The sequence below is a fragment of the Luteibacter sp. dw_328 genome (assembly GCF_018449605.1).
In the GTDB taxonomy this organism is placed as follows: Bacteria; Pseudomonadota; Gammaproteobacteria; order Xanthomonadales; family Rhodanobacteraceae; genus Luteibacter.
Window position 1 is genome coordinate 103,412 of sequence record NZ_JAAVUW010000010.1, and the last position, 12,902, is coordinate 116,313.

Genomic DNA, 12,902 nt, shown 5'->3' on the forward strand with positions numbered 1-12,902 from the left:
GCTCAGACGACCCGACGGGCGCGACGCGTGCGCCGCCACCCGTAGATCAGGCCGAGCAGCGCGACCAGGCCCGGCACCAGCACGATATCGATGAACTTCAGGCGCAGGCCCAGTGCGTCGATCTCGGCGTTGAGCTGGTGCTGTACCTCGCGCAGTTCCTTGCCGATCGCGAGCTTGCGTTGCAGGTACTGCTCCACCTCCCTGCGTTGCTCCGCCGTGGCGGTCGCCGGGCCGGTCGCGCCCTTCGCCGGCTGCAATTCGGCGAGCCGGCGCTGGGTTTCGTAGAGCTCGTTCTCGAGCTCGCGCTTCTTGACCAGGAACTTGCGATCCGCCGCCGCCTGGAGCGCCTTCACGCGGGTAAAGGGCCGCTGCGAATTCACCCGACCGCGGATCGAAAGCAGGGCTGTCGAGCCGCCCAGGTTATCGACCAGGTTGGCTACGAAGTCGCCGTTGTTGGCGAATGGCGTCAGTTGCTGCTGGCCGAGCAAAGGCTGCACGTCGATCCAGAGGCGGTCCGACAGCAGGTCCGTGTCGGCGACCAGCACCACTTCGCCGGGGCCACTGGCGACGGCAAGATGGCCCTTCTCGCGACGCTCCGGGAACGCCGTGTGGAAGGTATCGCGCAGGCGCGCGGCGAGCAGGTAGCGCTCGTGGGTCGGCTCATAGTTCTCGAGCAGGCTGGTCGGATCGCTGGCCGAATCGCGCACGCGCTGGGCCGGCACGATCGCTGCTTCGTCCGAGGTCTGCACCAGCGGGATCAGGCGAGCCTTCGTGTCCGGCGCCAGCTCGAAGAAACCGGCCGTCGAGAAATTGATCCGCTGCAGGCTGGCCGTCACCACATCGTCGTGGTTGAGGTCCTGCGCGCCGAGGCCGAGCATGGCCGGGTGGCCAATGCTGTTGCCATTGAGTTCGATGGTCAGCGACTGCGAACGGTCCAACACCACCCGCGTCGGATCGAAGACCACGCCCCAGGCCTGGAACAGGCGCGGCAGATTCGAGTCGTGATCGTCCACCGTTCCGTGGGAGTCGATCAGCGGTGCCGTGTCCATCTCCGCATCGGGATCGACGAAAACGACCAGATGACCTCCACGCAGCACGAACTGGTCGAGGGCATACTGCGCGTTGTCAGACAGGTGCTTGGGGTGAATGAGGAGCAGCACGCTGATCGACGGATCGATGCGGGTAACGCTGTCCGGATCTATCGAGGTCACGTCGGCCAGCTGGTCGAGCTGATGCATCAGCGTCCAGGGTGACTCGCCGATCACCAGGTTTCCTTCCACCGGCAGGGAGCTCATCACACCGAGTCGTGGCTTCTTCGGCATGCCCAGTTCGTAGAGCAGCTTGGCGATGTCGTACTCGACGAACGCTTCGCGCGCCGGATCGAAGAAAGGAATAGCCTGCGGCGCGGTATCGCCGGGGCCACTGCTGCCGACCAGGCCGAAGAACACGCGCTCGCCGTTGCTGCCGCCCGTGGCGGGTGTGAGGCCATAGCTTTCGGCGGCATCCTCGTCATCCGAGTAGGGCACCGGGTCGATCACGCGAAGGCGGATCCGGCCGTGCGCCCGCACGGCGATCTCGCGCAGCATTTCGTGCACGCGCTGTTCGTAGCTACGCAGTTGCGCCAGGTCGCGCGTGGCGTGATCGGAGAAGTACAGCGTAAGCGTGAGCGGCTTGCTCAGGCCGTCGACGATGTCGAGGGTGCCGGGAGTCAGCGTGTAGATGCGATCGGACGTGAGGTCGACACGCGCCGTGCGCAGCGATAGCGAACTGATGGCGATCGTGACCAGGAACAGGGCCGCGATGCCGAGCAACGACAGCCGCAGCAGGAACGGTCGGGACAGATGCAAGTGGCGCGACGTGCTCATCGCGTCCTCTTCAGGTCGAGGACCACGACGCTGGCGGCAAGCCAGGCCACGATGGTGGCGAAGAAGTACACCAGGTCACGGAGATCGAGCACGCCGCGCGCAATGGCATTGGCATGCCGGGCAATGCTCAGCTGGCCTAGCGCACCGATCACCCTCGGGGGCACCGCGTCCTGGAAGAAATCGAGTACCTGCGGCTGGCCGCAGAGCAACAGCAGGAAACACACCGCCGCGGTGAGGATGAAGGCGATGATCTGGCTGCGCGTCGCCGTCGACATGCACGTACCGATGGCGATGAAGGCGCCGGCCATCAGCCAGCTGCCGACATAACCGGCGAGGATCACACCGTTGTCGGGGTCGCCGAGATAATTCACCGTGATCCAGATCGGGAAGGTCAGGACCAGGCAGATACCGATGAAAGCCCAGGCGGCGAGGAACTTGCCGAGCACGGCCTGCGAGATCGACACCGGCAGGGAGAACAGGAGTTCCAGCGTGCCCGAAGCGCGCTCCTCGGCCCACGTGGACATGGTCACCGCAGGTACGAGCACCAGGTAGAGCCAGGGATGCATGTCGAAAAAGGGCTGGAGGTCGGCGAGTCCACGATCGTAGAAATCCCCCGTGTAGAACGTGAGCACCCCGGCCATGACCAGGAAAATCACCATGAATACATAGGCCACGGGCGTGACGAAGTAGCTCCACAGCTCACGGCGCATGATCGCCGTCACGCCGCTCATGACTGCGCTCCGCGCGGCTGCGTGGTGATCTGCCGGAACACCTCGTCGAGACGTCCCTGCTCCAGCTGGATCTCGGAGACTTCGAGGTTCTGCGTGCGTAACAAGGCCTGCACCTCCTCGAGAATCGGCTGTCCATGGCGCGGGAAGACGGTGACGCGACCGTCGAGCGGATCGACTTCCACCGACGCGACGCTGGGAATACGCGCCAGCATCTCGCGGGACACGCCACTACCCGCTGCACTGAACGACACGGCGCCGTGGTAACGCGAGCGCGCTTCGAGCTCCGCAGGCGTCGCGTCGGCAAGCAGCTTGCCGTTAGCGATAATCGCCACGCGGTTGCATAGCGCGTGCACTTCCTCGAGCAGATGCGTGGAAATCAGGATCGTGCGTTCGCGAGCCATCGCGTCGATGAGCATGCGCACCGAGTGCTTCTGGTTCGGATCCAGGCCATCGGTCGGCTCATCCAGCATCAGCACGGGCGGATCGTGCAGGATGGCCTGCGCCAACCCGACGCGCCGGCGCAGGCCTTTCGACAACGTGCCGATGGTCTGCTCGAGCACATCCTCCAGTTCGAGCCGCATCACCACTTCGTCGAAACGGCGGAATGCGATGTCCCGGTCCAGGCCACGCACGCGCATCATGAAGACGAGGAATTCGCGGATAGTCATCTCGCCGTAGCTGGGCGCCCCTTCCGGCAGGTAGCCCAGCGCGCGCTTGGCGGCGAGCGGCTCCTTGCGCACATCGTGGCCGCATACGCGCGCCGTCCCCGAGGTCGGCGCGAGGAAGCCGGCGATCATGCGCATGGCCGTCGACTTGCCAGCGCCGTTGGGGCCCAACAGCCCAAGCACCTGCCCCGGCTCGGCGCGCAGGGTCAGGGCATCCACCGCGGTCAGCGGCCCATAACAACGAGTGAGTCGGTCGGTCTCGATCATTGCCCGCAGTGTAGCGAGCGGCTCGATAAAAGGGTCGGCGCCTCACGCGTAAGGGTGGCGCGGTGGCACGGTGGCGGTGGCGCGGCGCAGAGCCTTCGGTGCCCACCCTCGCTGCTCAGACACGTCCTCCGCGTTTCGTACCGGAAAGGCCGCTGCGCGGCCCCTGTTCTTATTGGCCTGCGGCCGCTCCACTTGTGCGGAACTCGCCTCGAGGGTGGGCACCGAAGACTCTTCCCATCCCTGAGGTTCGTGTGGGTCGAGCCGACAGAGCAGCGCCGCTCCGGCTGCTGGCTCGTCGGCGTTGCCATCGCTAAACGTTCGACCCCAGCGAGCCCGTCGAGATCGCCCGCGCGAGGCAGCGCAGCGGCGAGGAAGGCACTCACCGAGCTGGAATGGTCGTACCAGCAGGACGGCCGTCACGGCGAGCTTCGGCGGCAACACCCACGCCCAACGGCTCTCCGTCCAGCTGACCGTATCGTCGTGAGAGACCTTGGTGTCCACCCTCGAGGCGAGTTCCGCACAAGTGGAGCGGCCGTAGGCCAAATAGATACATGGGCCGCGTGAACGGCTTTCCTTGTCGAACGCGGAGGACGTGTCTGAGCAGCGAGGGTGGACACCAAGGTCTCCCCGCGAAACGCCCAAGTGTAGAGAGCGACGGCAAAGCCGAGCCCGCGAAGCCGAAGGCGAGCCATGCGCGAGGTGCGAAAGAACGCCCGGCCTGAGAGCCGAGCGCCCGGACCCCAGACTTCCGTGAAGAACCATAAAAAAAGCCCCGCCGTTCCCGGCGGGGCTTTCAGGTGTTGCTTGGCGCGAAACTTACTTCGAGAGCGTCGGCGCGGAGGCCGCTTCGGCCGGAGCCGCGGCGGTGCCTGCCGGAGCCGGGGCCGTGGACGAACCGGCCGGGGCCGCGGTGTCCAGCGTCTGCGGCTTCAGGCCGGCTTCCTGCTCCGGGGTCTGCTCCGGGAGGTTGTCGCCCTGCAGCGGCAGGTAGATCTCGAACTTCTGCTCGTCGTAACCCTCGATGGTGCCGTGGTTATTGGTCGGAGCCTTCGTCTGGATGTCGTAAGCGCGGAACACCACGTCGTCGTACTTGTAACCGTGGGTCTGCGAATAGGCTTCCAGCATCTGACGCGTCTGCGGCAGGCCGGCACCGGTGCCTTCCCAATCGGCCTTCAGGGCCTTGCCACCGAAGGCGAGTACGGCCTTGACGTTACCGTCGACGATGACGCGACCCAGCTTGTCCTTGCTGCCCGGAGCTGCGTTGTCGGCAGCGGCCGGAGCGGCGGAGGTCGAAGCTTCGGCCGGATCCAGCGACGGACGCTGGGCGGCGGTGATCTCGACGTCCTGGCCGTTGATCTTCAGCGTGGTGGCGTCGATCTCGGCGGCCACGTCGAAGGTGTAGTTCTGATCGCCCCAGTTCGTGGTGATCGTGATACGCGGGCTGGTGATGTTCACGCCCAGCTTCTTGGCGGTCGCCTGGATCTCGGCCATCGCCTTGTCCGACGCGGTATCGACATCGTCGAGGGTGCGCGGCGCGGTGGTGGAGACGAACAGGATCGGCTTGGCCGGCTGGTCGACGATCGACGGAACCATCTTGCTGTAGTCGATGTTGGGAATCGACGCCATCAGGTTCTGCAGATTGGACAGGCTGAACTGGATCAGCGCGTCCGGATCGCCGTGGATGTAGAGGTTCGAGAAGCGGTTGATCAGGTTGAAGCCGTACGAGACGTCGTAAGCCCAATTGACCTTGACCAGCTTCTGACTACGACCGGTGCGCTCCAGCGTGATCGTGAACTTCTTGTCGCTACCGCGCCAGCCGTTGTCCAGGTTCCAGACAATGGTGCCCTTGCCGGCATCGGAGATCTGGGCGAAGCCCGGATCGATAGAGGCAATTTCGAGGGCGCCATCACCGACCTTCGGGTCGGAAGCCTTCCAGGAAATCTTTGCACCCGGGCCGTACGCCTTACCCGACAGCTCGAACTGGACCTTCGAATCGAAGGAACGCAGCACGGTGTAGTCGGGGAAGCGACGGAAGTTGCTGAAAACGTCGTAAACCTGACGCAGATCCTTGCTAATCAGCATTTCGCGCTCAACATGTCCGGTTGAGGGCATAGCAACGCCGACCACGACACCGAGTACGGCGACGATGACGAGGGCGACAATAAATTCTAACAGACGCGTCATTCCACGGTTCTCCGAACGTCTTACGAACGGGCTCTACGCACAGCCATGGACGCCGTACGCTCACCCCTGAAGAATCGGCCCGTGGCAGGGGTTCGCCCGCGCCGAAAGAGCCGATGGTACTTGCTCGCGGCGGGGAACGCCATTGGGTGCCCTGCCCTTTTTCGCAAGCGGGTACAAGGCGGTTTTCGGCCGCGGCGGCCCGGCGGGGGCCGCCGGTCAGCGTCGGGTCAGACGATACCCAGCTCCAGAGCCTTCAGGACGGCGCGCGTGCGGTCCCGGACACCCAGCTTGGACAGGATATTGGAGACGTGGTTTTTCACCGTTCCTTCGGCCACGCGCAGCGAATTGGCGATCTCCTTGTTGCTGTAGCCGCCCGAGAGCAGGCGCAGGATCTCGGTTTCGCGCTCCGTCAGGGGATCGGGCTGCTCGAGGCTGGAGAACTGGTTCTGGATGCGCCCCACCCCGGCCAGGAGTCGCTGGGTCACCATCGGGGCGACCAGCGACCCACCCGCGGCCACCGTACGCACCGCTTCCACCAATTGGTCGAGCGAGACGTCCTTGAGCAGGTAACCGCGCGCGCCGGCCTTGAGCCCGGCCAGCACGAGCTGATCGTCGTCGAAGGTGGTCAGGATGATGGTCGGCGGCAGTTCGTTGCGGCCGCCGAGGGTCTGCAGCACGTCCAGGCCACTCATGTTGGGCATGCGCAGGTCCAGCAGGACGACATCCGGGCGGATCTGCGGGATGGTCTGCACCGCCTGGGCGCCATCGGCGCATTCAGCCACCACGCGGATGTCCCCGGCGAGGTCGAGCAGCGAGCGAATGCCCTGGCGAACCAGGTTCTGATCGTCAACGAGACAGACGGAGATCATGAATGACCCTCGGAAGGAAAGGGAATTGTGGCACGGGGCGGAAGGTCCGGATCGTCGACCAGCCCCCGCTCCAGCGCGGGTCGCGCCGGCGCATGGGCCAGGGTCGGCTCCTCGCCCAGGGGAAGGCGCGCGGTCAGGGCAAAGCCGCCGTCCGTACCGGTTCGAAAATCGACGGTGCCGCCGAACTCGGCCAGCCGCTCGCGCATGCCGTTGAGGCCGTTGCCCGGGCGGACCGCGCCGCTGCCATCGCCACGACCGTCGTCGCGCGCTTCAAGACAGAGTTCGTCAGGACCGGTGTGACGAAAGGTCAGCCACAAGTGTCTCGCCTGCGCGTGGCGCACCGTGTTGGTCAGGATTTCCTGCACGCAGCGCAACAACATCTGCGCCCGGCGAGGATCTTCGACGCCGAAGCGCGGGGGCACGCTCAACTGCACCTGCAGGCCCGGCACGCCCTCGATCAGGCTGCGCACGGCCTGGGTCAGGTCGATGGCGTCGTCCTGACGCAGCTCGCTGACCACCTCGCGCACATCGGCCAACAGTTGCTTGGCGGTGCGCTGGGCCTTGAGAACGTGCTCCCGGGCCGTGTCGTTGGTGAGATGGCTGGCCACCTCGAGGTTGAGGCTCAGGGCGGTAAGGTGATGGCCGACCAGATCGTGCAGGTCACGTGCGATGCGCATGCGCTCGGCGATACGGGTGGATTCGGCCAGCAGGGCGCGGGTGGCACGCAGCTCGGAGTTCAGTTGCCGCAGCTCTTCACGCTCGTCGGCCTGCTGGCTCGCCACCATCGAGGCGATGAAAACCAGGGCGGAGAAGCCGAAATACAGACACGCCTGCATGGTCGAAGCGACCAGCGTGAACGGAATCTCAAGGAAGACCGGGATCAACAGCAGATGCGCCAGCACCATCCAGGCAATGCCGATAGGCAGCGTGACCAGCCAGGGCACCACGGTCGCCACGATGATCAACAGGAGCGCCGCGACGCCACTCTTACTGAATACGCCGACCGCCAACGCCGTACCGGTGAGGATCAGGAGCACGGCGATGCGCGTGAACCCGTCTACGCGAAGTCCGAGATTCCGGGTAAGCAGCCAGTACACAAGGCCAAAAATCAGATAACTCGCGGTCCAGCCCAGCAACGGCATATCGCCGATCGTGCCGGGGCCGCCCCCCACCCGTTGCATGGAGAGCGGCAGGCCCACGCACAGGAAGACAAAGTACGTGGCGTACTTGAGGAGGCGGACGTTATTGAACTGAACCTTCGACATGGCCGCATCATAGGGCTTCGCGCCCGCCGCACCACCTGATAGAAGTCACGCTCCGGCAAACGGCAAGCGTCGGCTTTACAACGGTTTTACATACGCGACAGCGCGCCGCTAGGGTGGCCGGCGTGCCATAATGCCGCGCATTCGGCGGCCCGGGGGTCGCCCGTTTCGAAACCATCATTCCAGAACCCTTAGCGGAGCAACGAATGGCCCTTGCCATCCGCGACGTGCGTGAGCACGACCTGGATGCCGTGCTGGCACTCAATAACGAGGCAGGCACCGGTATCCTCGCCACGGACCGCAGCCGCCTGCGTCACCTGTACGAGATCGCGCATTATTTTCGCGTCGCCGAACAGGATGGCCGCATCCTCGGCTTCCTCATCGCCATGCGACCGGACGCCGAGTACAGCAGTCCGAATTTCCGCTGGTTCCAGGGCCATTACGAAAGCTTCGTGTACATCGATCGGATCGTGATCGCGTCCGAATCGCGTGGCCATGGGCTGGGCCGAATCTTTTATTGCGATGTGCAGAGTTATGCCGAGGTACGTGTGCCGCTTTTGACCTGTGAAGTTTTTCTCGAACCGCGAAACGACCAGACCGTGCTGTTCCACGGCACCATGGGTTTCCAGGAAGTGGGCCAGCAGAAGATGGGCGATACCGGTCCGAAGGTGAGCCTGCTCGCGCGCGAGCTGCCGAGCTTTCCTTTCGTTCGTGAGCGCTACATCGAGCAGGACGGGCTGCCCTCCGTGGCCTGGCTGAGCGAACGCCAGCGTCCGATCGATGGCCACAAGGTGAACGCATGAACGCCCGTGCCGAATCCCTCGAGGCCGCCTGCGACCTCCGTTTCGGTCAGGTTGGCATCGCCTGCGTGCGTCTTCGCCGCGTGGACGCTGCCGCCCTCGTGGAAGAGCTGGAGCGTCGCGTGCGGGCGGCACCGCAAATGTTCGCCCGCGCGGCGGTCGTGCTCGACCTCTCGCACCTGCCCAAACTGCCCGACGACGGCATGGTGGACGCCCTGCTCGAAGCCATTCGCAGCGCCGGCATGCTTCCCGTCGGCATCGCCTATGGCACGCCCGAGACCGAAGCGCTCGCCGAACGCATGAACCTGCCGCTGATCGCCAAGTTCCGCGCGCAGTACGAACCCGGCCAGTCCGCCGCAACGCCCGCTGGCGGCGCACCTGCACGCAGCGAGCCGGTGGCGGCCATGGCGCCGATCGACCAGGATGTCGAGCCGGGCAGCGCCACCACCGCTCAACACCACACCGGCAGCGCCGTGCGTTCCGGCCAGCAGATCTATGCGCGGGACCGCGATCTGGTCGTCACGGCAGCGGTGGCCAATGGCGCGGAAGTCATCGCCGACGGTTCGATCCACATCTACGGCGGCCTTCGCGGTCGCGCCATGGCCGGCGCACAAGGCGACGAATCCGCACGCATCTTCTGCTCCGACTTCCGTGCCGAACTGGTCGCGATCGCCGGGCATTACCGCGTATTCGAAGACATGCCGAAAGAATTCGAGGGCCAGGCCGTGCAATGCTGGCTCGATAATGGAAAACTCATGATCGCGCGCCTGTGACGCGCGGTCCCACGCTTATTCGCGGAGACATCTCTTGACAGAAATCATCGTCGTCACCTCCGGCAAGGGCGGAGTCGGCAAGACCACCACCAGCGCCTCCCTCGCCACCGGTCTCGCGCTCGAAGGCAAGAAAGTCGCCGTCATCGATTTCGACGTCGGCCTGCGCAATCTCGACCTGATCATGGGCTGCGAGCGGCGCGTGGTTTACGACTTCGTCAACGTCGTGCACGGCGAAGCCACGCTCAAGCAGGCCCTGATCAAGGACAAGCGCCACGAGACCCTGTTCGTGCTCGCCGCGTCGCAGACGCGCGACAAGGACGCGCTCACCCAGGAAGGCGTGGAAAAAGTCCTCGACGAGCTGACCAAGGAAAACTTCGACTACGTCGTCTGCGATTCCCCGGCCGGTATCGAAAAGGGCGCGCACCTGGCGATGTACTTCGCCGACCATGCCGTCGTCGTCGTCAACCCGGAAGTCTCCTCGGTGCGCGACTCGGATCGCATCCTCGGCCTGCTCGCCAGCAAGACCCGTCGCGCCGAAAAGGGTGAAACGCCGATCAAGCAGCACCTGCTGCTGACGCGCTACAACCCGAATCGCGTCGAAGCCGGCGAAATGCTCAGCGTGAAGGACGTCGAGGACATCCTCGGTATCAACGTCGTCGGCGTGATTCCGGAATCGGAAAACGTGCTCGCCGCATCCAATGCCGGTGTACCGGTGATTCTCAACGACGACTCCAATGCCGGTCTCGCCTACAAGGATACGGTTGCCCGCATCCTCGGTCGCGAGCTTCCGCTACGTTTCGTCGAGCCGGTCAAGAAGGGCTTCCTCAAGCGCGTCTTCGGAGGTTGAGCATGGGTATTCTCGATTTCCTGAAGCGCAAACCCGAAGCGACTGCGGGCGTAGCCAAGGAGCGACTGCGCATCATCGTGGCCCAGGAGCGCTCCACGCGCGGCGGTCCCGACTACCTGCCGCTGCTGCGTAACGAGCTGCTCGAAGTCATCCGCAAGTACGTCAATGTCGACGTCGATGCCGTGAACGTCACGCTCGACCGCGACAGCGGTCACGAGGTGCTCGAACTCTCGGTCGCCCTTCCCGACGGCAAGCCCGCCACCTCGGCATGAACGTATCCGATCCCGCCGACGCGGTCCTCCGCGTCGGCGCCATCGGCTTCGACGAACCGCGCGTCCTGCTCGCCCGCTACGGCCTGATGCTCATCGAGGTCGCGGATGGCGACGCCATTCCCGGCAGTTTCTGGGGCGACACCGAGGCCGGCATCATCGGCACGACGGTCTACGCCCGTGCCGATACGCCCGTGCACTCGCTACTGCACGAGGCCTGCCACCTCATCGTGCTTCCCGAAGACAAGCGTGCCCTGGTGCATACCGACGCCACGGACTCCATCGAGGAAGAAGACGCGACCTGCTACCTGCAGATCGTCCTCGCCGGGCAATTGCCGTCCGTCGGTTCCACACGCCTGATGGAAGACATGGACCGCTGGGGTTACACCTACCGACTGGGTTCAACGCGTGCGTGGTTCGAGCAGGATGCACCGGAAGCGCAAGCGTTCCTGCGCGAGCGCGGCTTGCCAACGCGTTCCTTGTAGGAGCCGATTCATCGGCGATCCCGCGGCAGCGGGCAAGACCGTCGCAAGCTCTCAATCGCCGATGAACCGGCTCCTGCCAGGCGAGGGCTGCCGTCAACCGGACTAACCCGGCTCGTTGCGCTCGATTTGCGACACGACGCTCGAAGCGGCGCCAGCCTGCGTGCGAGCGAGGCGACGGCGCTCGAGCGTGGCGTAACAGATCCACGCGGCCAGGCCGATCAGGCACATGCATGTGGTGCCGATGGCGAGGGCGAGCATGCTGCCGGACAGCGCCGGCGAGAGTACGCCGGCGACGACGGCCGTGAACATCAGGCTGCCGAAGGCCTGGACGGACGACACCCCACCGCGCTGCTCGGGGAAGCGATCGAGCAGGAGCAGGGTCAGGGTCGGAAAGGCCAGTTGTACGCCACAGCCATAGAGAGCCAGTGGCAGGGTGGACCACGGCACGCGTGGATGGTCCAGCGTCAGCGCGAGGATCAGGTTCAGGGCACACGACGACAGCATGGCCGCGTAACCCCAGTTCACCGTGCGCGCCGCACTCGCCCGCCCGGCCACGCGGCCGGAAACGAAGGCACCGAAGACCATCCCGCTGACGACCGGGACAAACAACCAGGGGAAGCCATCGGCGCCCAGATGGAGCAGGTCACGGATCAGCTGCGGTGCCGACGCGATGTAAAGGAACAGGCCGGCGAAGTTGATCGAACTGGCGATCGCCAGCGGCCAGAACGGCAGGTCGCGAAGAATCGTCAGGTAGCCGTGCAACAAGGGCCGCGGTCGGAACACCGTGCGCTTTTCCTTCGGATGCGATTCGACCAGCAGGCGCGCCACACTCACCGTGAGCGCCACAGTGAAGGCAGCCAAGGCCCAGAAGATGCCCCGCCAGCCATCGATGCCGAGCAACCACGCGCCGATGATCGGGGCGATGGCCGGCGCCACGCCGAAGATCATCATTACCTTCGACATCATCCGCTGGGCCTCTTCGCCCTGCATGGTGTCGCGCACGACGGCACGCCCGATGACGATGCCCGCGCCGCCGCACATGCCCTGGACGATGCGGCAGCCAAGCAGGAAGCCGAACGTCGGTGCCATCGCCGCGCCCACCGAGGCGACGGCATAGATGGCCATGCCGGTCACGATGACCGGCTTACGCCCGTAGGCATCCGACAGGGCGCCGTGAAACAGGCTCATCACGGCATAGGCAAGCAGATACACGCTGAGCAGCTGCTGCAAGGCCACTTCGCCCACGCCGAAATCGCGCCCGATATCCGGAAAGCCCGGAAAAATGGCGTCGATCGAGAACGGCCCGATCATGGACAGGGCCGCCAGCAGGAACGGCAGGTAGCGCCGCAGGTCGCGGGTCGCGGAGGTCATGGACCTTCAAGGCGGTGGCAAGGGGACTGAGCGAGTATAGCTTCAAGGTTTCGGTCCATAATCGTGCCATCGAACTACGCAGGAGTTGCCGTGGGTTACACCGGTTTTCTTGCCGTCGGCATCGGCGGCGCACTCGGTTGCTGGTTGCGCTGGGGGCTGGCCATCATGTTCAACCCGCTCTTCCCGAACCTCCCGCTCGGCACGCTGGCGGCCAATCTTGCCGGCGCCCTGCTCATGGGCGTCACGCTGGGCGTGTTCGACCACTTCACTGCCTTGCCGATGGAAGCGCGGCTGCTTGTCGCCACCGGATTCCTCGGCGGCCTTACGACCTTTTCGACCTTCTCGGCCGAGGCCACCGGCTTGCTCCTTCGCGAGCAGTACGGCTGGTTCGCCGCGCATATCGGGTCAAACCTGGTCGGCTCCATCGCCATGACGATTGCCGGCCTCTTCATTACACGCGGAGTACTGAAGCACTTTTAAGCGCCACGCCGCGCGGGGCGGCGAGAGGATCACC

At 65.0% G+C, this 12,902-nt stretch carries 13 protein-coding genes; 6 read left to right on the forward strand and 7 right to left on the reverse strand.

Annotated elements, in window-relative coordinates:
* Positions 1–2 precede the first annotated feature (2 nt).
* The 6 genes from HB634_RS21370 to HB634_RS21395 all read right to left on the reverse strand — a co-directional run bounded on the left by HB634_RS21370 (position 3) and on the right by HB634_RS21395 (position 7,846).
* Positions 3–1,865, reverse strand: a complete 1,863-nt coding sequence (locus HB634_RS21370) for a Gldg family protein (RefSeq protein ID WP_213950031.1) — start codon at positions 1,863–1,865, stop codon at positions 3–5.
* Entirely contained in the window at positions 1,862–2,596 is a 735-nt protein-coding gene (locus tag HB634_RS21375; protein ID WP_213950032.1) for an ABC transporter permease subunit, read from the reverse strand. Before HB634_RS21375 ends, HB634_RS21370 begins: the two co-directional genes overlap by 4 nt.
* The gene (locus HB634_RS21380; protein WP_213950033.1) at positions 2,593–3,528 is read right to left on the reverse strand and encodes an ABC transporter ATP-binding protein; all 936 of its coding nucleotides are present in this window, start codon (positions 3,526–3,528) and stop codon (positions 2,593–2,595) included. Before HB634_RS21380 ends, HB634_RS21375 begins: the two co-directional genes overlap by 4 nt.
* A gap of 816 nt (positions 3,529–4,344) precedes the next feature.
* A complete protein-coding gene (locus HB634_RS21385; RefSeq protein ID WP_213950034.1) occupies positions 4,345–5,712 on the reverse strand; it encodes a polyketide cyclase in 1,368 nt (455 codons plus the stop codon).
* A 227-nt stretch (positions 5,713–5,939) separates the two neighbouring features.
* A complete protein-coding gene (locus tag HB634_RS21390; protein ID WP_107912726.1) occupies positions 5,940–6,581 on the reverse strand; it encodes a response regulator transcription factor in 642 nt (213 codons plus the stop codon).
* Positions 6,578–7,846, reverse strand: a complete 1,269-nt coding sequence (locus tag HB634_RS21395; protein ID WP_213950035.1) for a sensor histidine kinase — start codon at positions 7,844–7,846, stop codon at positions 6,578–6,580. Before HB634_RS21395 ends, HB634_RS21390 begins: the two co-directional genes overlap by 4 nt.
* Positions 7,847–8,049: 203 nt before the next feature.
* On the opposite strand from HB634_RS21395, the gene HB634_RS21400 reads away from it, so the two are divergent.
* The 5 genes from HB634_RS21400 to HB634_RS21420 are packed head-to-tail and all read left to right on the forward strand — an operon-like array spanning position 8,050 to position 11,017.
* A complete protein-coding gene (locus HB634_RS21400) occupies positions 8,050–8,646 on the forward strand; it encodes a GNAT family N-acetyltransferase (protein ID WP_063571634.1) in 597 nt (198 codons plus the stop codon).
* Positions 8,643–9,416: a septum site-determining protein MinC gene (gene minC / locus HB634_RS21405; RefSeq protein ID WP_213950036.1), complete on the forward strand. Its 774-nt coding sequence runs from the start codon at positions 8,643–8,645 to the stop codon at positions 9,414–9,416. Before HB634_RS21400 ends, minC begins: the two co-directional genes overlap by 4 nt.
* A 34-nt stretch (positions 9,417–9,450) precedes the next feature.
* Positions 9,451–10,263 (forward strand): septum site-determining protein MinD, encoded by an 813-nt coding sequence (minD, locus tag HB634_RS21410; RefSeq protein WP_063571636.1) that lies wholly within the window; start codon positions 9,451–9,453, stop codon positions 10,261–10,263.
* Between the two features lie 2 nt (positions 10,264–10,265).
* Positions 10,266–10,535, forward strand: a complete 270-nt coding sequence (minE, locus tag HB634_RS21415; protein ID WP_063571637.1) for a cell division topological specificity factor MinE — start codon at positions 10,266–10,268, stop codon at positions 10,533–10,535.
* Positions 10,532–11,017: a hypothetical protein gene (locus tag HB634_RS21420; protein WP_213950037.1), complete on the forward strand. Its 486-nt coding sequence runs from the start codon at positions 10,532–10,534 to the stop codon at positions 11,015–11,017. The genes minE and HB634_RS21420 overlap by 4 nt, the downstream gene beginning before the upstream one ends.
* Before the next feature lie 102 nt (positions 11,018–11,119).
* On the opposite strand, the gene HB634_RS21425 is transcribed toward HB634_RS21420, so the two are convergent.
* Complete coding sequence (locus HB634_RS21425; RefSeq protein WP_063571639.1) at positions 11,120–12,388, reverse strand: multidrug effflux MFS transporter; 1,269 nt, start codon at positions 12,386–12,388, stop codon at positions 11,120–11,122.
* Between the two features lie 90 nt (positions 12,389–12,478).
* On the opposite strand from HB634_RS21425, the gene crcB reads away from it, so the two are divergent.
* On the forward strand, positions 12,479–12,868 hold the full coding sequence (crcB, locus tag HB634_RS21430) for a fluoride efflux transporter CrcB (RefSeq protein WP_063571640.1): 390 nt from the start codon (positions 12,479–12,481) through the stop codon (positions 12,866–12,868).
* Positions 12,869–12,902: the final 34 nt, after the last annotated feature.